This is a genomic window from Domibacillus sp., from assembly GCF_031181085.1.
Classification (GTDB): Bacteria; Bacillota; Bacilli; order Bacillales; family Domibacillaceae; genus Domibacillus.
In genome coordinates this window covers 64,646-84,448 of the sequence record NZ_JAPSLE010000003.1, presented here as the reverse complement: position 1 = coordinate 84,448, position 19,803 = coordinate 64,646, and the positions used below count along the sequence as shown (strand labels likewise).

Genomic DNA, 19,803 nt, shown 5'->3' with positions numbered 1-19,803 from the left:
TTTACCCGCCTTTTTACTGTTCAAAAACTTTGCAAAAAAGAAGCTGACTTTATTCAGCTTCTTTTTTTACCGATTTTAATCAGTGCGGCTAATAAAATAAGCACTGGTACTCCGAGCAAAAGCCCAAGACCCACGGTGTAAAAGCTTTCGACAATCATTGGCGCTCCTCCAGCTTTCTTTCTATTCGGTCCAGCTGCTTTGATCTTCCGCGCCAGGAGCGTATTCCGAGGAAAATCAAACCGGCTGGCACAAAGAGCGTCAGCAGCATAACCAGTTGAAATAAAACGTCGGCGATATTTATGTTACTCATATGGCAGCCTCCGATCTTTGTTTTTAGTATATAAGTTTTTTCCAAAACAAAAAAGCCCTGGCTCCCCAGGGCTTCAGAGTGTAGACAAACCCTATTTTCGAAAAGAACTTCTGCGAAAATGGGGTTTTCGTCTTCTTGTTTTAGCTTATTTAGTTGACTTGTAACTAAAACAACACAAAATCTTGATTGCTCATTCAATATTAAAAAGGACTGTCGACTTTGTCGACAGCCTGAAGCCCTGGCTCCCCAGGGCTTTTTTGTTACGCTGTCCAGCTCCGGATGTTTAATCCGCTGCTAGTCACAAGGGCTGACGGCCGGCCGCTGGCTGTCAGCTCTTGATCCAGGTAATCTTTATGCTTTTCTCACTGTCCAGCTTCATCCAGCCAGCCCCCCGGTCATAAGCCGTCACAGCTGTGCGGCAAAAAGCGTCGCTCTGCTGGTCCGTTTTATGCCTTCGGGCCTGAACGGCTGCCTTGCGCTTTTCTTTAATGCAATGGCATTTTGTCAACGCCAAGGTCTTCAAGCTGTGTTTTTGCGCCTTCAATCAGGCTTTCTGCTTTTGCTTTTGTTTCATCATCCAGCCCTTGCAGCATATTACCGCGTCCTTTGCCGCCATGTCTGCCATGTTCAGGCAGATCTACACCAAGCGCTTCAAGCTGCTCGTCCGCTTGCTCACGTGTTAAATCTCCACTTTTCAGTTTTTCCATAATCGCTTCCGCTTTTGCTTTTGTTTTGTCATCCAAGTCCCCAAATAGATCCGGACGCTCAGGAAGAGTGATACCGAGTGCTTGAAGCTGTTTCTTTGCTTCTGCCTCCGTTAAAGTGCCGTTCTTTTTCTTTTCTAAAATTGCTTCTGCTTTTGCTTTCGTTTCTTCATCTAAGCTTGAGAGAAAGCCGTCCTTGCCGCCACGTTCATTGATTTCAATACCGAGCGCCGTCAGCTGCTCCTCCGCTTCATCATGTGTAATGGTGCCGTTTTCTGCCTGCGCGAGAATATTATCGGCTTTCTTCTGTGCGGATTCATTCAAATCCGCATCTTCTACATCTTCTGCCAGATGACCGGTGCCTTTGCCCTTGCCACGCTCTGGCATTTGAACTCCCAGTGCTTCAAGCTGTGTCTTTGCTTCTTCTTCCGTGATCTCACCGGCTTTCTTTTTGTCCATAATGGCTTCTGCTTTCGCTTTTGTTTCCTCATTCAAGTTCGCGAACATATCGCCTTTTTCCGGAAGGTCCACACCGATGGCCTCAAGCTTTGTCCGTAAATTACTCATAATGGTGTCTACTTTTGCCTGCGTGCTGCTGTCGAGTGCAGAATTGCTCGCTGCAAACACCGGCAGGCTTGCTGCATCGAGGACACCTAGTGATAGGGCCCCAGTCATCACTACATTAAAAACGCTTTTTTTCATTCACTTTCCTCCTTTAGATTTGGGCTTTTCCAGCCCTGCTCATACTGTAACCAGCCTTGGTGAAAAATCGGTGAAAGTTATTCGCTTTGCGTGGATAACTTCATGGAAATCGTTTGCTCCTTGCCATCGCGATAAATGGTGATGTTAACTTTGTCTCCAATGTTCGCTTTATTGTACAAGTACTTTCGGAATTCTGATGTGCTTGCCACTTTTGTATCATTAATCTTTACAATCACATCTCCGACCTCAAAGCCGGCTTTTGCTGCTGATGACCCCATTTCCACTTGGGAAATTACAGTGCCTTCCGTAACGCTTGTCGGCAAATTCAGCTGGTTTTCTGTAACTTCACGTGATAACGCACTCACATCTTCCAAGCCTACTCCAAGGTACGGACGGTCCACTTTCCCGTCTTCCATCAATTCTTGAATAACCGGGATGGCATCCTCAGATGGGATGGCAAAACCAAGCCCTTCTACACCTTCTTCCGCAATTTTCATGCTGTTAATACCGATCACCTGGCCAGCACTATTAATAAGCGCACCGCCGCTGTTTCCCGGGTTGATTGCCGCATCGGTTTGAATGACATTTGCTTCCCATTCACCCGCTGAGGTTGAAACCGGCACAGTCCGGTTGATTCCGCTGACAATCCCTTCCGTAACTGAACTTGATAAATCCAGTCCGAGCGGGTTGCCGATTGCTGCTACCTGCTGACCTAATTTAAGGGCACTTGAATCACCAAAGTCAGCGACTTCATTAACATGGTCACTAGAAATTTTCAAGACAGCAAGATCCGTCAGTGCATCCGTTCCAACTACCTCTGCATCAATCCGCTCTCCTCCTGCCAGCGCCACTTCCACCGTGTCGGCTCCCTCCACGACATGGTTATTCGTCACAACGTAGCTGACATCTTTCCCTTTTTTGAAAATAACTCCCGAGCCTGTTCCAGCTTCTGTTTCCTCAGTATCTTCACCTGTAGCAGCCATGGACTGACGGCCAAAAGGATTAAATTGCTCCTGCTCCTGCTGCTGCAAATTCACGACACCGACAACCGCTTCATCCATTGAATCAATGGCGGACATTAAGTTATTTTCCGAAGAGGAAGCCGTTGATGCCGGCTGTACAGTGATTTCATTTGCTGTATTTGACGACTTTGTTTCAGTCGCTGTTGTATTGGTATCAAGCAGAGCTGGTGCCATATAAAACATCATTGTGCCGCCGGCCAAAACACCCGTAAATGAAGCGGCCGCCATTTTCACGAAACCGCCCTTTCCTTTTTTCTCTGGCTGTGGTGTATAACGTTCTTCTGTCTCCATGTTTATCTGCTCCTTTTGCGTAATTGATTTACTGAATTGACTTTATTGTAGAAAAGAAAAGTGAAAAGACGGTGAAAATGCAGAAAAAGTATTTTTTATTTTATTTTGGTTGATGGTCTTTCCCACCGCTCACCCAAAACCGGCTTGGCTGTTCTTACACAGGCGGCAGTGAACAATAAAAAAGCTGTTTCCCTATTATGCGGAAACAGCTTTTTCTTTTGGTATTGTAACAATAAATGTACTGCCCTTTTCCGGCTCGCTCTCTACAGAAATGGTGCCGTGATGAATATCAACAATCCACTTGGCGATCGATAATCCTAGTCCATGCCCGCCGACAGTGCGGGTGCGCGATTTATCAGAGCGGTAAAAGCGGTCAAAAATACGAGGCTGGTCATCAGGATGAATACCGATGCCTTCATCTGTTACTTTCATCGTCCAGTGACGAGCGGTCTCTGATAATTGCAGCCTGACCCTGCCTCCGTCCGGTGAATACTTGACTGCATTATCCAGCAAAATGTACATAAGCTGTTTTAATCGCTCCCAATCCCCCATGACCGGCAGGCTTTCCGGTGCTTCTATCTCAAGCGAAACACCGTTTGCTTCGGCATGCGGTGTCAGCGATTCGATCACACGGTCAGCTTCTTCCCTCACATCGAAGCCGGCCACTGTACGCTCTGCCCCGCCCGAATCAGCACGGGCCAGCACAAGCAGATCGCTGACAAGCCCTGTCATTCTTTTCACTTCCGACTTCATATTTCGCAGTAGTTTCTGTGCAAAAGGATCTGCTTCAACACCATCTGTCATGTGAATCGCATCAATGGATGAAAGCATGACACTGAGCGGCGTCCGCAGTTCATGTGAAGCATCACCGACAAACTCTTTCTGCCGGTTAAAAGCATTTGAAATGGGTCCCATCGCTTTTTTCGACATTACAGAGCTGATAAAAATCGCTACGCCGGCAAACAGTACCGTTAAGCTGACCAGCACAACAAGCAGCCATTGAAACAATTGATACGCAAAAGAAATGTCCTTGCCAATGTAAATCATGCCGACAAACTGTCCGTTATAAAAAATCGGGCTGCCATCGATCATCAGCCGGACTGTATCGGATTTCGGCTGTTCTTTAATTTCTTTTCCGCCAATACGCCGTTCATCAAATTTCACCTGTATGGTTTCTTCACGAATTTGATTGCGGTCAGGCACCCAGCCCGACACAAGCGAAAACAAATCCTCCCGTATATTCGGAACCATTTCATTTCCCATTACAAAATTTCCATCTGCATCTGTCACATAGTAAAAAAACTGGTCAACCCCGGCAAGCACCAGCTCCTGGCTGCCGATTCCCTGCAATTCATTTCGGGCGCTCTCTGCTAAGTAATCACTGATCACCCGCGTTTCCTGCCGGGTCAGCTGTTCAAGCTCCCGATGCTGGTCACGCAGAATGACGATATATAGCAGCGTGTATACAACCACAATAAAAAGAACGAGAAACAGCATAATTAAGCTGCTGTACTGCATGGTGAGTTTCCGCTGTGTTTGTTGAAACAAGTCGCTGCTGCTTTTGAACCAGTTTATCTTTAACCATTTATTCTTCAACTTTATATCCAACTCCCCGTACACTTTGCACAATATCCGGCCGGTCAACGAGATCGAGCTTTTTACGCAGCAGCTTTACCGTTGCATCGATCGTTTTGGTCGTTACGTCCGCCTCGTATCCCCAAATGCGGTCAAGCATCACATCCCGGGTTAATACTTGTCCTTTATTTTGTACAAGCAGGTCTAAAAGCTGGAACTCACGAGGGCTTAACTGAATAGATTGGCCGTTTTTTTGAATTGTTTGGCTATTTCGGTTCAGCTCTACCCCTTGAATAGATACCGTTTCTCCCACAATAGGGGCGTAGTTGCGGCGGGTAAGCGCCCGAAGCCGCGCCAGCAGCTCATCAATTTCAAACGGCTTTACCAGGTAATCATCCGCTCCTGCATCAAGCCCCATCACCCGGTCTTCTACGGCATCCTTTGCCGTCAGCATTAAAATGGCTCCACCGTATCCTTCTTTGCGCAGGTCCCGGCATACCTCCACTCCAGTGCCATTCGGCATCATCCAGTCTAAAATAAGAACGTCATAATGAACAGAGGATGCATAATCATAAGCATCTTCTCCTGTTTTCACCCATTCTACCCCATAACCGCCTTTTTTCTTCAGCATAAAGCTGACTAATTCTCCAAGCTGCAAATCATCTTCTGCCAGCAATATATTCATCCGATCCACTTCCTTTCGCTCCTTTTGTTATACCATGTTTTAATGAAAAAAGAGTGAAAAAAAAAGACGCCCTCAATAGACGACTTTAAACCGAAACAAGCGGCAGCTCGATTGTAAAAGCTGTCCCTTTGTCCACCGTAGATTCAACGCGGATAATTCCTTCATATTGCTCTACAATATTAAAACAAACCATTAATCCGAGGCCTGTCCCGTCTTCCTTTGTCGAATAAAAAGGTTCACCCAGCTTTTTTAATACGCTTTCCGGCATCCCTTTTCCTTCATCAGTAATCACAATTTCCACTTTTTCACCGTTTAAACGTGCCGAAGTGCGTACTACTCCGCCGTTTTCCATCGCTTCAATTGCATTTTTTATAATATTAATAAACACCTGCTTTATCTGCCCGGCATTACACCGAACAAAGCAATCCGGTTCTATGTCACTGTACTGAATGTCAATTTTCCGCATTACCGCCTGTGATTGAAGCAACATCGATACGTCTTTCAGCATTTTGCCGGCATCGCACGTTTCAATTTCAACCGACATCGGCTTGCCGAGCACAAGCAGCTCACTCGCGATCGTTTCAATCCGGTCAATCTCTTCTTCGATAATCGTGTAATATGCATCATGCATGGCGTCTTCCCGGGCCAGCTTAATAAACCCCTTAATCGAAGTCAGCGGGTTGCGCACTTCATGGGCAATCGACGCAGCAAGCTGTCCGGCAAGGCTGAGCTTTTCTGTTTTAATAGTCAGCTGCTGATGAGCTTTGCGATCCTGAATACTGCGGATAATGGCAATGAACGTAAAATCTTTTTCAATATCAAATGAAAAAGGAAAAGTCGCCACCTCAACATCTAAAATTTGGCCGTCATACGTTTTTATTTTCATTTCCTCAAGCGGTACTCTATCGTTTCGCAAAAGTTTTTCTGTATTTTCGTAAATAAGAGGATGATATTCCTTTGTAAATAAGTCCCAAATGGTCGCATGCTGCAAATCACTTTCTTTGCAATTCAGCATTTTTAAAGCGGTATAATTTCCATACACCACTTTCTCAGCCGAAAAAATAAAAACAGCATCAGGCATCTCGTTGATTAAATGTTTATAGTGCTGGACTTTTTCCTGCAAAAAGTCTTCTATAAATAGAGAGGGTGTGTTTCGTTCACTTTCATAATACGATGAATTTGTAATCTCGTTATCTGTCATGATATGCGAGTGACCCTTCATCAGCTTTAAAGAGAAGTTTGCTGAAACATCGTTGCCATCATACGCACAGACTGTGAATACGTGGAACGGTTTTAAAACGGCGTTGGCCTTTTGTTCATAAAGCGGAATTTCCTTATCGCAGTCTACATCTTTACGCCATATCACACGGCTCCATACACGAATAGGTGCGCCGTTCGCTACATAATGACGAACAGCGTCATCAAGCCCCTGCAGCACCGTTTCAGTTTCAAATGATTGATAGGCGTTATAAAATTGGCAGTGGTCTATAAATTCAATAGAGGCAATTTGTTCATCCGAGAACCCTTTTTGAGCAAGCTGCTGTTTGATTTTCTCAATCTTTTCCGCCGACTCAAGCAGGATCACCTGATGCTTCAGCTCTAAACCCGTTATGGCGAAGGAAAACATGTTTTCCCAGTACTTTTCTTTATCTTCATATAAATACAAAATGTGGGCTCCACTTATCAATTCCATATTTTTTGTTAACGCCACTTTCGGGTGTACAAGGTCATTTGGCAAGTTCATAAGCGTGATCCCTCATTTTGACATGTTTTTTCAATCTATTGTAACATGGACAATTTCTTCCGTATACATGTGACATTTTACCTACTCAACTGTACTTATGTAAGATCTTTTCGTAAAATAGTAACTAAAAGGAAGTGATAGATTGAAAACATGGTCATTCCGGCTCATATATCGCATCGTATTAATTATTTTTGCGCTTTTTTACGGAATTTCCGCTTATCCGGGCGGCTGGAGCCGATTCGCGCTGCTTGTGGCCGTTATCGCTATTTTTATGACGATTGAAGATCTTTTTATGAAAGAAGCAGAGAAAAAACAGCGAACTATTTTCGTTGTATTGTTTGCCCTTGTTTTTCTCGTTACCTTCTTTTTTATTTTTCTGGCATAAAGAAAAAAACCGCCGTTATGGGGCGGTTTTTTTATATTAACGTTTGTTTTGATCTAAATATTGATTCAGCTGTTTAAACAGCAAATGAAGCCCGCCGCTGGCGATCGCAATCGTAACAATAAATGCTACAAACATGATAAGAAAAAAGCTCATTTCTGCTATACGCCCCTCTCACGTAATCTCATGAGGTTAGTATAGCGCCAGACAGTTACACACGTGTGACAATGGAGTTAAGTTACATTACGGTTTGATGAACGAGTGAAACATAAAAGACATTCATTCGAGTTCCGTTTGTTTTGTTTCACGCCCAAGCAGAGCCAGCACAAGTACGCCGATGACAATACTTACGCAAAACAAGCCAAACACAAAGCCGATTGACTGGCCGGACGCAACAAGCGAGCCAACTAAAAGCGGACCTAAAATACCGCCAATTCGTCCAACAGAAGCCGCCATGCCCGACCCGGTACCACGGATAACAGCTGGGTACTGTTCTGGCGTGTACGCATATAGTGCTCCCCACGCCCCCAGGTTAAAGAATGAGAGAAGCATTCCTGAGGCAATCAATACTGCAGTTGATTCAGCATTTCCAAATACAAGAGCAGAAGCAGCTGTTCCAAGCAGATAAACAACTAAAACAAACTTCCGGCCCGCCCGTTCAATCAGCCAGGCAGCCGTAAAGTAGCCAGGCAGCTGTGCCAGAGTCATAACGAGGACATATCCGAAGCTTTGAATTAAATCAAAACCTTTTATCACCATTACACTCGGCAGCCATAAAAACATGCCGTAATACGAAAACACGACCGTAAACCATACGACCCATAGTACGAGTGTAGACCGTGCATACTTTTTCGACCATACATCGCGGATATTTTGCCCAATCGTCCGTTTTTCAGCTTTAGACGGGGAAAACGCCGGCGAATCCGGCAGGTTTAACCTTAAGTACAGCGCGTAAAGTGCCGGCAGTGCCCCAATGACGAGAGCCGTCTGCCATCCATAGGATGGAATAACAAAGTATGAGATGACCGCAGCTAGCAGCCAGCCCAATGCCCAAAAGCTTTCAAGCAGCACAACCACACGGCCGCGATCCTTCGCCGGAACGCTCTCTGATACAAGTGTAGAAGCGACCGGCAGCTCTCCGCCCAAGCCCATTCCAACGAAAAAGCGTAATAATAAGAAAACAGTAAGCGTCGTTGTCAGGGCGGATAAGCCGCTTGCCAGGGAAAACAGCAACAATGTAATAATGAAAATATTTTTTCGGCCGATCCGGTCAGCATAAATGCCAAATACAAGCGCACCCACTGCCATACCAATAGAGTTTACGCTGCCGATCCAGCCCATTTGTTCCGGCGTTAAATCCCACTCTACTTTCAGCGCTGCGATAATAAACGACAGCATGCCGACGTCCATCGCATCAAACATCCAGCCGAGCCCGGCAACGCCAAGCAGTTTTTTCTGAGAAATTGTTTTTTCTGCCATTGATCCCTTCTCCTGTCTTTACAGATGTTATTACTTCATCACTATAGAGAATCTTTGTCGAAAAAACAACCGTTTTTCCCTTAATGCAAAATCTCTTTCAATGTCGAATTCTGCTCGACTATTTGCTTCGCTTTTTCTCTGTATACTTCTTCATGCAAGTACGTGCGGCGGCTCGGCTTTATTCCGGGTGCTCGGTCAATAGCCATCAGAAATTCAGAACGTTTCATTCCAATGATTTTTACATAATCAAAAAAGCCTGTACACGAAAATACCTTGTGCATTCTCTCGTACCGATGCTCCTGCACAAGCGACATAATGTAAGCAGTGACACCGACTTGAATGCCGTGCATTGGCGGCTTTTCTGCCCATTGATCAAGCGCGTGTGAAATCAAGTGCTCCGAACCGCTGATGGGAGCGCTTAAGCCGCTGATTTCAGTGGCAATCCCGCTCATCGTCATCGAGCTGATCAGCTCTTTCAGTAGAATAGGAGCATGAATGTCTGCCATAGGGGTGCGGCCAAAGCTGTTAACCGCTTTTTTACTGAGCATTTCCGCAAAAGCATTTACTTCTGCTGCCCCTTGTTCTGCTTCAAACTGCCAGTCGTACAAAGCTATAATATTCGACAGCAGATCGCCAATTCCCGCCAGAATAAACGGAGCCGGTGCCTGCTCCAAAATAGTCAGTTCTGCTACAATGCCAAATGGAATTTTGGCTGGTACCTCGTTTTTTTTCCATTAACCGTTAAAGAACAGCCGCTGCTTGCGAATCCGTCGTTTGAAGTGGATGTAGGAATGCTGATAACGGCCAGCTTCCGCAAGAAGGCGTGTGTACTTTGCCACGTCGATCACCGCACCGCCGCCCATGCCAATGACGACATCGCTTGCCGTTAATTGAAACGCCCTCTCCGTAATATCATGAATGTCACTCGTTCCGTCCACAAGAACCGTCCCAACTGAACAGCCATGTAAAGCGGAAAGAAGCCGGGGTCCGTATGAGGCTTCCACAAAGCCATCCCACACAACGGTCACATGCTGAAATCCATACTGGCGTAACCGCTCGCCTGCAGAATCCAGCACCTGCACGCCAATTTCCATCATCGCTGGGATCGAAATGTTCGTCACTGCACGATTTATTCGGGCAGCCTTCCTTCTTTAATTAAATCTGCTTTAATATCATTAAAGCGTTCAAAGTGGACATAAGGGACCCCTTTTTCGTCTAATATAGCCGGAAGTGCTTCTTTCGCATACGTCCGGTCCGCAAAAACAGCCGGATGAGAATCTGGCTCACTGTCTCCAGCAAAATAAACGACATCATATTCTTCCTTCAATCGCTGAATCACGATCGCTTTATCAATCCCATACCGTTCTGAATAACTCCAGTGCTCCGGATCAATATCAAGGTGAATATTTTGCTCGCGGTACACGCCTTTATTTGAAAGTACAGTTACGTTTTCAAGCCCACGGCTTTCTACAATTGGTTTAATATAGTAATCGGTGCCGGCGCTTAAAATGAAAAAATCGCCGCCAGCCGCCTGCACAGACTGGACAAACCCCGGTACATCTTCATCAATAGGAATGGATAAAATGTCTTTTGCAATCTGTTCCTCGCTCTGATGAATGGACCCAAACACTTTCGCCAAAAAATCGATATCTTTCCACTCACCGCTTTTCCATTTCGGGTATAGATCACGTCCTTCCGGAAAATACGCATCAATTACAAGCCAGTAAAAATCACGTTTTGAAATCGTGCCGTCAAAATCAGAAACAAATGCCCACTTTGTCATTCTCTTCCCTCCTGATGGTCTGTTATAACGCCATTATATAAAAGTCATTGTCCAAAAACGAGCGATGTTACATTTTTGTGAAAATATTCACAAATAATTTCTGAAGGAAAAGCGGCACTGAGCCGCTCTCCTTCCTTACTTTGTTGGTTCAATACGGGCTTCCGGCTGGCCGTCCATTCCCTCTCCTAAGAAGAAAGATGGGTGAGGCGGCTGATTGTAGCCGACATTCTGCCAGGCAACCGCTTGACGATACTGCAGGTCATGCATTAATGTGTACAGCTTGTGCTCCGTTAAATCCGTTGTCGTGTAAATACGAAGAGCAGAGCTGTCTTCTGCCCGCCAGGCAATTTCTTCACGCCAGTCGCCAAACAAGTCTGCTTGAATGGCCGGATTGCCTTTTGTCGTATTGTTTGAGAATGTTCCTTCTGCCGTTAGTAGATTCACAAGTTTATTTTGCTCGTAATCCCATTTGTCGATCGTACCGACGCCGGCTGCGACTGATTCGTTATACGTATGATCTGCCAGTTCCCGCAGCAGGTCGCCATCCCACCAGATCGCAAAGTTTGCGGATGGAATCGAATCAGAAATCTTTTCTCCCGTTGACGTATGAAGCCCGCCTGCACGGCTGTTCCAGGCGCCTGAAACGGCCCATGCTTCAGCACCGGCGTGACGCGGGTCAATATCTGCTGCAACTCCCCGGCCTGTGTCCTGTCCGGTTTTCACGCCCCATAAAATACGTCCCGTTTTCGCGTCACGCATATCGTAGCCGTACGGGCCTGTTTTAATTTCCTGGGTCGCAAATACTTCCAGACCTGGATTTGACGGTACAAGATCACTTACATGAAGCGCGTCGCCGTGGCCAAGGCCTGTCGTATAAAGCCCTTTGCCGTTGTCATCAATAACCATCTGTCCGTATACAATTTCGTCTTTGGCATCGCCATCGATATCTGCGACACTAAGCGCATGGTAGCCTTGTCCTGCATAATCCTGCTTGCCTTCGTTTGTATCAAATGTCCATTGCTTCGTTAATGTACCGTTTTTAAACTGGTAGGCGGATACAACGGTGCGTGTATAATATCCGCGCGCCATAATTAAGCTCGGGGTTTCCCCGTCCAAGTAGGCGACTCCAGCAAGAAAACGGTCTACCCTGTTGCCATATGCATCGCCCCATGAGGCCACATTGCCCCGAGCCGGTGTGTATGGAATGGTCGTTAAAGCCTTGCCTGTTGCGCCTTCAAAAACGGTTAAAAATTCATCACCCTGTAAAACATAACCACTCGAATTGCGGTGGTCTGCATCGACGCGCCCGATCACATTTCCCTGCCCATCAACCGTACCGTCTGCTGTCTTCATGGCGACCTCTGCTTTTCCGTCGCCGTCAAAATCGTACACAATCATTTGTGTATAATGGGCACCAGCGCGGATGTTTTTACCGAGATCAATGCGCCATAATTTAGTTCCATCGAGCTTGTACGCATCCATGTATACATTGCCTGTGTAGCCTGCCTGGGAATTATCCTTTGAGTTGCTCGGATCCCATTTGACAATATATTCATATTCCCCGTCGCCGTCCACATCGCCAATGCTTGTGTCGTTCGCCCGGTATTGGTATGGATCACCAAGCGGTGTTACACCCGGCTCTGGTTTATCAAGCGGAATATCCAAATAGTTTTTCTCTATTGCCATAACAGTTTCATAGCCTTTTTCTTTTCCTGAGACAATCGGACGGATTTCGTATGTGTCACCTGTTTTTCCATCTGGATCAACCAGGTTCGCCGCACCGGAAACCGGCTGCTTGTTTACTTTTTTTCCATTGCGGAAAACATGAAACGAAATGTTCTTCGGATCTGTGCCCAGTATCCGCCAGCTCACAAACACGCCTTCATCTGTTTCCACTGCCACAGGAGACCGTTTCAAGGACTCTGCCTGCCGCTTTAAAACAGTGACAGCTTCGGTTTGGAGTACATCGGATTCTGCTGAAGCACCGCCTGCGTTTACAGCTGCTGCTTTATAATAATATGGAATGGTTGTCAGTACACTGCTGTCCGTAAAAGAAGCAGACGTTGTAACACCAGCAAATTCAAATTTACCATCTGCTGACTCTGAACGGTAAACTGCATAAGAGGAAGCACCGTCTACAGCATCCCACGTGAATGTCACTTTATTTTTCTCGATATCGGTTACGTTCAAACCGGCTGGTTTTTGGGGTGCTGGTATATTCGGGTCAATCAATGATACTTCCACTGATGCGGATGGAGCGGTTTCCTGTCCGCTGTCATCTACCGTTGTGACAGCATACGTGTACGTGTACCCAACATGGGCGGTTTTATCTGTGAATTCTGTAGTTGGCACGGTGCCCACTTTTTCTGTTTTATCTGTGCCGGCCATTGTCCGGTACACGTTGTACTCTTTCGCACCGCCCGCTTCCAGCCATTTTAATGAGACGGATGGAGCAGCTGGATCAAGAGAAATGTCACTTGCCTGCGGCTGGGCTGGTGCGGTTAAAATCGGGGTAAGCTCTATACCGTTTATAATCCCTGTTGCGCCGCTGAACGCAAAGTTCATCTGCCCGTCTTTGATCGAAATATCCGGAATGATTTTTGTTGTATAGTTGTTTTTCGGTGCAGAAACGGTTCCATAGCCCACTCCTTCTACCGCTACATCTGTGCGGGCTGTTCCGCTTAAATCACCGACATACACTTTCGCTGAATAAGAACCGTTTGGCACATCCGCCGCAAATTCCCACTTGTTGTTAAAATAACCGACCCAGTCCCGGACAATATCATCTCCGGCTGCACCGCGGTCACGTCCAATCATACCTGCAGGATTCATAATGCCAAACCCTTTTTCTTTTGAATAAACGGTCGATAGATTGACCTCGTTGTATCCTTCTGCTACCGGTGTGCCGGCTAGGCCGAAGTCATATTTGTAAGCAGCCTGCTTTGTCTGCACCGTGATCGTCTGAGACGGCTCGGATTCGCCTTTCGCATTTACCGCCGTGACATAAAGATTGTATGATTTCCCTTCTTCCATGCCGGAAATCGTCAAGCGCGGCAGTGTACTTGTCCCGATCAGCGAATAAGAATCCGCCGTTGATTCTTTCCGATATACTTTATAAATATCGGTATTTTCTGTTTCATCCCACGTTAAAAGCGCTCCAGCATTGCTGATATTGCCGGCTTTGACGTTTTTCGGCACGGATGGTACGGCAGCCGGCGGCTCAACAGATGTGACGAATTCTTTTAAACTACTGCTGCTTTTTTCCACTTCATCGGCAACGAGCCGCGCCATTTGAATCGCCCCGTATTCCTGGAAGTGTGTATTATCCTGTGATCCATTTGGGAAAGCAGGATATACACCGGGATCTGTGTGCAGGAAAACAGCAAGCGTGCCTTCAGGACCAATCTCATTGAAATATTCTACGCTCCGGGCGCTTAAATCAACGAGTTCAACATTCATTTCTTCTGCGACTTCTTTCATCCCCTGTACGTATTCAGGAAAGCTGATATTAAATTGTCCGGTTGCTTCTTGAAAATCACGGCGTCCGACCGGTGTGACTAAAACTGGCTCGGCTCCGCGCTGGCGTGCTCCATTGATGTAAGTCTTGAGGTAATTTTTGTAGTCAGGTACAGACGCGTAACGCTCCGGGCGGCTGATTGTCGCGTCGTTATGTCCGAATTGAATGAGGAAGTAATCGTTTGGACGGATAGTTCGCAAAATTTGATCGAGCCGCCCTTCCGTAATAAATGTTTTGGAGCTTCGGCCGCCAATCGACTGGTTGGAAAAAGCAATGTCTTCGTTAAAGTAACGTGGAATCATCTGGCCCCAGCCTGCTTCCGGACGCCAGTATTCGTCGTACGTCTGCACAGTGGAATCACCGGCAATGTAAACCGTCGGCTCTTCTCCCGCTGTCCGTTCCGGAAGTTTTTTGATAGACAGTCCATTGATAACAGGCGCTGTTCCCGTCCATTGAAGTGTCAGCTGGCCGTCCACAAGTGCGATTTCAAAGGTGCGTTCCGTAAACTCACCGGCTGCCGCAACCGTATTTTGTACTTTTTGAATACTTTCGGCCATCACGCCGGTTTCTGTTTGTTCCAATGCGTCCCCTGAAGTAATGGTTACAGCATAATCACCATTGGGTAAATCAACTTGAAATTTGGATGTGCCAGGCCGGACGAAATCTGATTGAACTGGATCCTCTACTGTTCGTTCTGCAGAAGATAAAGATTCGGCGTCTGTAAAACCAAAGCCGGTGCTGCCATCATACAGGCTTCCGTCCGTTACCTGCACGGCTCCTTCTTTCACTGGACTGTCTGCTGTGCCAAAGTCAAATTCTTTTACTGTGCCTGTTTCTTCCGCCTGGATAACAGCAAGCGGCGGAACACTGGAAACAGCAAGCATCGTTCCCATAACAGCCGCTGCTGCTCTCTTGTGCTTCTTGGCCATCTTATCCCTCCTTTATTTATGTAAGCACTTACAATAATCATCGTAATCTTGTAAACGCCATCTGAATAGCCAAAAAACAGTTGTGATTGTTTAAAAAGTAGATATTCACGCTCCTTTTTTTAAGAATAAAAATATAGACCTATGACTTATAGAAGTACTTTTAGATTTTTTTTACAAACAGCAGGAAAATGGAATGATCTTTTTTTAAAACAAGTATTTAACAGTAAAAATAAGGCATATAAAAAGAGCTTTGCTCAATGTGTAGACAAATAAAATTTATTGCCAAAGGATTTCTTTCGTTTCTTTTTTATGCAAGGTGTGCAGACAGTTGGTATGAGAGCCAATAAGACTGCACAGCTTAATAGATACACGTGCCTGCCCTGTCACCCAAGTGGTAAAAGTGCAGGTGGAAATGCGCTTTTTGCTGATTTTTCGAAACAAATGGGGGAGCCGACCAGACGAAGATTCCTGCGGGATGCACAGTGAGTCGGGAGACCCTGCAGGCGCGTGCGCCGAGGAGGCTCCCGCACTGCCCTAAGGTGCGCGAAGTCCGGCCGGCTTCCCCTATCGGCTCTTTTTTAGAAGCGATGTTTCTCGAAAAGTCTCCTGCCTGTTTTCGGCGGTGGAAATTTTCATAAAAAAAGACCGACGATAAAGTCGTCAGCCTCAGCAAAGCTCTTTTGAAAAAAAAGCTTTGCTTTTTTTACAAAAACAATACTTCTCCGGTGGCTGCGTGAACAGCTGCATGTGAATCGAGCTTGCCATTCAGCCGGTACTTTTCACCATCATACACATACATTGGTGTGACCGTGATGTGCGGCTTGATCTTATCAAATGCTTCATTTTTTGAAAGCACTGGTTTGGCGGCTTTTTGAAATTCAGCACATGCATCCGTCATCCAACTGCTTTTATCTACATAATGAACGACTTTATATGAATCAGAATCAATAAATACATCGTACATTCTTGGAATGACGGTAATGTCTTTTGTGTTCACCAGCCTGGCTTTGACCATGCCATTCGTCCGACTTATGTCCGATAGCGCCCATTCACCGCTTTCTTTTGGAACGTACGTCTGCAAAAAAGTAGTAGCTGCTTCGCGTACTTTTGCCTGCGTTTTTTTCGTTAACGGCTTTGTATCGGGATGAGGCGGAAACTGAAAAAGTTCTTCTTCATCGATTTCTGCAGGCCCCAGCTGTAAAAGCTTTCGCTTTACCCGCTGGTTTTTTGCACTTTTCCATGTTAGGATGTCCTGCTTCTGTAAAACTGCTTTTCCTGTTTTATTATCGACAAACACATCATCTATCATAAACAGCGGCAGCCATTTTTCTTCTTTCATAAGCGGGTATTCCACAAATACGAGCCGCTCTTTTGCCAGGGATTCAAGCGCGGCAGCATCAAGCTGGAACTCTGCTTCTTCCGCTTCATCTGGCACAAGTCCGTAAGCAGAAAACAGGGTCAGCTTTTTTTGTTCATCCATTTCCACTGTAACCGATCCGCCCGGCGTAACGGGCACGCCTTTGTATGCAAGGTCAAATGTAAAGGAATCTGTCTCCGCTCTTGTATCTATAAACTGGCTTCCATAGGTCCAGCCGGTTTCCTGTTCAATAAACCGGATGACTTCTTCCCTGTCCCCGCTTAAAAACGAGAAGCCATGCTTGGGCGCCCGTCCGCCCACAAACACAACATTGGTCAGCCGTCCTGTTTTCGCGTTAAGCTCTATAACACCTGTGCCTTCTGGATTTGTTTCGTCTTCTTTACGCTCGGAATGTCCCGGGGGAAGCCATTCACTTGTAAAACGATAGCTGGTTTCGTTCCACTCGTTTTTTTCATACGTGGCAAACGTCTCCAAGCATGTGTAGTCTTCAAGGCCAAACTTTGACTTGACCATGTCGACCCATTGGGCCAATTGCGCATGTTTCACTTCTTTAAGAACCCCTTCCTCTGAACAAAATCAAGCATATACGCACGGCGCGGCTGCGATAAATAATCGGCCATGCCCTCGGTCCAGCCGGCTGACTTGTTGTTGGTAGAACGGCTGGCGTAGTACGTGCGGATCACATCATCGTACTCATCTAAAATCGTTTCGTATTTTGCTTCATCGTATTCATTCGTATGCAAAACAGCTTGCACCGGCAGACGTGGTTTTACTTCATTGCGTTCAGCCGGAACGCCAAATGTTAAGCCGAATAATGGAATCACATGCTCAGGCAGGTTTAACAGCTCACTGATCAGCCCGGGATTATTGCGGACACCGCCAATATAGCAAATCCCATAGCCTTTTGATTCGGCCGCAACAACGAAGTTTTGAGAGAAAAGAGCTGTATCAATCACCGCCACCATAAAGTTTTCAGCTGTGCCCGCTTCGACCGTTTTCCCGTGCTTTTTGGCTGCATAATCAAGCCGCTTCAGATCCGCACAAAATACAAGTGCGCGTGCCGCGCCTTTGATTTGAACCGGGTTTTTTGACAGCTCGGCAAGCTTGTCCCGTTTGTCCGCATCTGTTACATCGACAATGGAGTAAGCCTGAACAAAGTGCGATGAAGCCGCACCTTGAGCTGCTTCGATCAAGTCATGAAGCTGCTCTTCTGTAACAGGTTCATCTGTGTATTTTCGAACGGAAACATGTGATTTCAAGAACTCTAGCATAAATGATCATCCTTTCGTTTGTTGAAGAAAAAAGTCAAAGCCAAGCACTGTAGCAATGCCAATAATAAGCGTCCAAAGAGCGATACTGACTGTTATCCACAAAATTGTCCATCCCCTGCTTGCCCCGAATGACAGCCCGATGAATACCGCAATATGCGTACCGATAAACAGGGGACCGAGCAGTGCGAGCGTCGGAAATCCGTATCGATTCATGATTTGGCGCGCACGGTCTGCTTGTTTTGTTCCTTTGAGGCCCGTTCGCTCCAGCCGTTTTTTCAGCCAGACTTCTACCTTTGAAAAAGCAGCAATCAAGAGAAGCACTGTTACCATATTGCCTGTGAACGCCAGCAGCAGGACCCAAAAAGGCGACAGGCCGCGTACAATTCCGACTGGAATCACAAGCGCAATCTCCATCCAGGGGATCGCAGCTGCGATAAAAACAAGCGCATACTCAATGTGCTGCATCCGTCTGCCTCCATCTTCTTGTTATTCTTACTTTAACGAAGGGCTGTCTTCCCCGCAACTAAAGAGCACCCGGAGCTTTCTGTTCTTCGTTTGTAAAAATATTTTAGTCTTCAGCAATCCGGCAGGAAACCGGCCCTGCTGGTTGCCATCATTTTGAAAGTTAATAAGAGCTGATTCGTGAAATAAAGCCGCCTGCCCATAGGGCTGCCCATGTGGCAATCGGATAAGTAAACAGGCTGCCGAGCAGAACGAAACGTACGAGTCTTCTTTCCAGAAACGGCCGTACCTGTCGGAAAAAAAGCAGAAAGAGGACAAGAATTACACAAGCGGAGAGCACACCCGGATTATATGCCCTGAACACAGCGAGCAGCACGATATGCTGGACAGCGTTGAAAAAAATGGTCCCATAAAGGAACAGCAGAAAGGCTTTTGACTTTCCAAAGGTTAAAACAAGAAAGAAAACGAGGATTGTCAGGATAGCGACAGCTGCTGTGAATTGGCGCTGTGTAACCGCTTCTATCCTAAACCGGTTGTGTAAAAAAGATATCATTCCAAAAGATTCCTCTATGTTATGCACAAGAAAAAGAACAGGCAGCCCACATTTACATAGGTGCCACCCAGCCTGCTGTTTGATTGGCGTCACAATAGTCCCTCCCTTTAATTTATTAAACCATAGAAAGCAAATCCATTGTCCGCTTAGCGGCAGGCTGATAAGATAAAGCGAAGAGATTTATTGAAGGAGGAATATACTTTGGCACAATCATTACAAGGAAAAAAAGCTATTATTACAGGCGGGGGCCGCGGCATCGGGCGTGCGATTGCGGAAGCGCTTGCGGCGGAAGGTGTTCATATTGGCTTGATTGGACGGACAGAAGAACATGTACAAGCAGTAGCGGAGGACCTCGGGTTAAACCCGGAAGTGTCAACACGTGATATGTGCGGCCGTCCCGTACTGATGCCGTCTAAGGTAGAAATTAAAACAGCGTTCGCAGCAGCGGATGTTTCAAATCTAGAAGAAGTAACAGCAGCTGTTGAAAAAGTGAAAGCAGAGCTTGGCGGAGTAGACATTCTCATCAACAATGCCGGCATCGCAAAATTTGGCGGTTTTATGGACCTTGATCCGGACGAATGGAAAAAAATTATCGATGTTAACCTGATGGGTGTGTACAATGTAACACGCGCTGTACTGCCAGATTTAATCGAGCAAAAATCAGGCGACATTATTAACATTTCTTCGACTGCAGGCCAAAAAGGAGCACCAGTCACAAGCGCCTACAGCGCATCTAAATTTGGTGTGCTTGGCTTAACGGAATCTCTTGCGCTTGAAGTACGGAAGCACAATATTCGGGTCACAGCTCTGACACCAAGTACAGTAGCAACGGACCTTGCAGTTGAAAATAACTTAACGGACGGCAATCCTGACAAAGTGATGCAGCCGGAAGACATTGCGGAATTCGTGGTGGCACAGCTGAAATTAAACAGCCGCACGTTTATCAAATCAGCAGGACTTTGGTCGACTAATCCATAAAAATAAGTAAACGCGCCGGAACTGCCGGCGCGTTTTTT

At 46.2% G+C, this 19,803-nt stretch carries 17 protein-coding genes and 1 pseudogene; 2 read left to right on the top strand and 16 right to left on the bottom strand.

From position 1 onward, the window contains the following. Window positions 1-154 precede the first annotated feature (154 nt). The 6 genes from RIN81_RS06275 to RIN81_RS06250 all read right to left on the bottom strand — a co-directional run bounded on the left by RIN81_RS06275 (window position 155) and on the right by RIN81_RS06250 (window position 7,033). Window positions 155-310, bottom strand: a complete 156-nt coding sequence (locus tag RIN81_RS06275) for a hypothetical protein (RefSeq protein ID WP_309088443.1) — start codon at window positions 308-310, stop codon at window positions 155-157. Between the two features lie 485 nt (window positions 311-795). Further along, entirely contained in the window at window positions 796-1,716 is a 921-nt protein-coding gene (locus tag RIN81_RS06270; RefSeq protein ID WP_309088441.1) for a hypothetical protein, read from the bottom strand. Between the two features lie 77 nt (window positions 1,717-1,793). Beyond that, complete coding sequence (locus RIN81_RS06265; RefSeq protein ID WP_309088439.1) at window positions 1,794-3,029, bottom strand: S1C family serine protease; 1,236 nt, start codon at window positions 3,027-3,029, stop codon at window positions 1,794-1,796. A 195-nt stretch (window positions 3,030-3,224) separates the two neighbouring features. Continuing rightward, the gene (locus RIN81_RS06260) at window positions 3,225-4,625 is read right to left on the bottom strand and encodes a sensor histidine kinase (RefSeq protein ID WP_309088437.1); all 1,401 of its coding nucleotides are present in this window, start codon (window positions 4,623-4,625) and stop codon (window positions 3,225-3,227) included. Continuing rightward, a complete protein-coding gene (locus RIN81_RS06255) occupies window positions 4,615-5,289 on the bottom strand; it encodes a response regulator transcription factor (RefSeq protein ID WP_309088901.1) in 675 nt (224 codons plus the stop codon). Before RIN81_RS06255 ends, RIN81_RS06260 begins: the two co-directional genes overlap by 11 nt. Window positions 5,290-5,374: 85 nt before the next feature. After that, window positions 5,375-7,033, bottom strand: a complete 1,659-nt coding sequence (locus RIN81_RS06250) for an ATP-binding protein (RefSeq protein ID WP_309088435.1) — start codon at window positions 7,031-7,033, stop codon at window positions 5,375-5,377. Window positions 7,034-7,175: 142 nt separating this feature from the next. Here RIN81_RS06250 and RIN81_RS06245 point away from each other — a divergent pair, with 142 nt between their 5' ends. Next, on the top strand, window positions 7,176-7,418 hold the full coding sequence (locus tag RIN81_RS06245; protein WP_309088434.1) for a hypothetical protein: 243 nt from the start codon (window positions 7,176-7,178) through the stop codon (window positions 7,416-7,418). A 276-nt stretch (window positions 7,419-7,694) separates the two neighbouring features. On the opposite strand, the gene RIN81_RS06240 is transcribed toward RIN81_RS06245, so the two are convergent. The 10 genes and pseudogenes from RIN81_RS06240 to RIN81_RS06200 all read right to left on the bottom strand — a co-directional run bounded on the left by RIN81_RS06240 (window position 7,695) and on the right by RIN81_RS06200 (window position 18,880). Next, window positions 7,695-8,894 (bottom strand): MFS transporter, encoded by a 1,200-nt coding sequence (locus RIN81_RS06240; protein ID WP_309088432.1) that lies wholly within the window; start codon window positions 8,892-8,894, stop codon window positions 7,695-7,697. An 80-nt stretch (window positions 8,895-8,974) separates the two neighbouring features. Then, window positions 8,975-9,568, bottom strand: a complete 594-nt coding sequence (locus tag RIN81_RS06235) for a dehydroquinate synthase/iron-containing alcohol dehydrogenase family protein (RefSeq protein WP_483863898.1) — start codon at window positions 9,566-9,568, stop codon at window positions 8,975-8,977. Between the two features lie 14 nt (window positions 9,569-9,582). Further along, window positions 9,583-9,711, bottom strand: a complete 129-nt coding sequence (locus RIN81_RS15830) for an iron-containing alcohol dehydrogenase (protein WP_483863897.1) — start codon at window positions 9,709-9,711, stop codon at window positions 9,583-9,585. Then, window positions 9,677-9,988 (bottom strand): annotated as a pseudogene (locus tag RIN81_RS06230) (iron-containing alcohol dehydrogenase); the annotation flags it as partial. The pseudogene RIN81_RS06230 and the gene RIN81_RS15830, both read right to left, overlap by 35 nt. Window positions 9,989-10,023: 35 nt before the next feature. Next, window positions 10,024-10,677: an MtnX-like HAD-IB family phosphatase gene (locus RIN81_RS06225; protein WP_309088428.1), complete on the bottom strand. Its 654-nt coding sequence runs from the start codon at window positions 10,675-10,677 to the stop codon at window positions 10,024-10,026. A gap of 135 nt (window positions 10,678-10,812) precedes the next feature. Then, window positions 10,813-15,123, bottom strand: a complete 4,311-nt coding sequence (locus RIN81_RS06220) for a rhamnogalacturonan lyase family protein (RefSeq protein WP_309088426.1) — start codon at window positions 15,121-15,123, stop codon at window positions 10,813-10,815. A gap of 703 nt (window positions 15,124-15,826) precedes the next feature. Beyond that, a complete protein-coding gene (locus tag RIN81_RS06215; RefSeq protein WP_309088424.1) occupies window positions 15,827-17,047 on the bottom strand; it encodes a hypothetical protein in 1,221 nt (406 codons plus the stop codon). Then, window positions 17,044-17,772: an oxygen-insensitive NADPH nitroreductase gene (gene nfsA, locus RIN81_RS06210; protein ID WP_309088422.1), complete on the bottom strand. Its 729-nt coding sequence runs from the start codon at window positions 17,770-17,772 to the stop codon at window positions 17,044-17,046. Before nfsA ends, RIN81_RS06215 begins: the two co-directional genes overlap by 4 nt. Before the next feature lie 6 nt (window positions 17,773-17,778). Beyond that, entirely contained in the window at window positions 17,779-18,237 is a 459-nt protein-coding gene (locus RIN81_RS06205; RefSeq protein WP_309088420.1) for a small multi-drug export protein, read from the bottom strand. Between the two features lie 160 nt (window positions 18,238-18,397). Next, window positions 18,398-18,880: an HXXEE domain-containing protein gene (locus tag RIN81_RS06200; RefSeq protein ID WP_309088418.1), complete on the bottom strand. Its 483-nt coding sequence runs from the start codon at window positions 18,878-18,880 to the stop codon at window positions 18,398-18,400. Window positions 18,881-18,988: 108 nt separating this feature from the next. On the opposite strand from RIN81_RS06200, the gene RIN81_RS06195 reads away from it, so the two are divergent. Next, a complete protein-coding gene (locus RIN81_RS06195) occupies window positions 18,989-19,765 on the top strand; it encodes a 3-ketoacyl-ACP reductase (protein WP_309088416.1) in 777 nt (258 codons plus the stop codon). The last annotated feature ends 38 nt before the right edge of the window (window positions 19,766-19,803 follow it).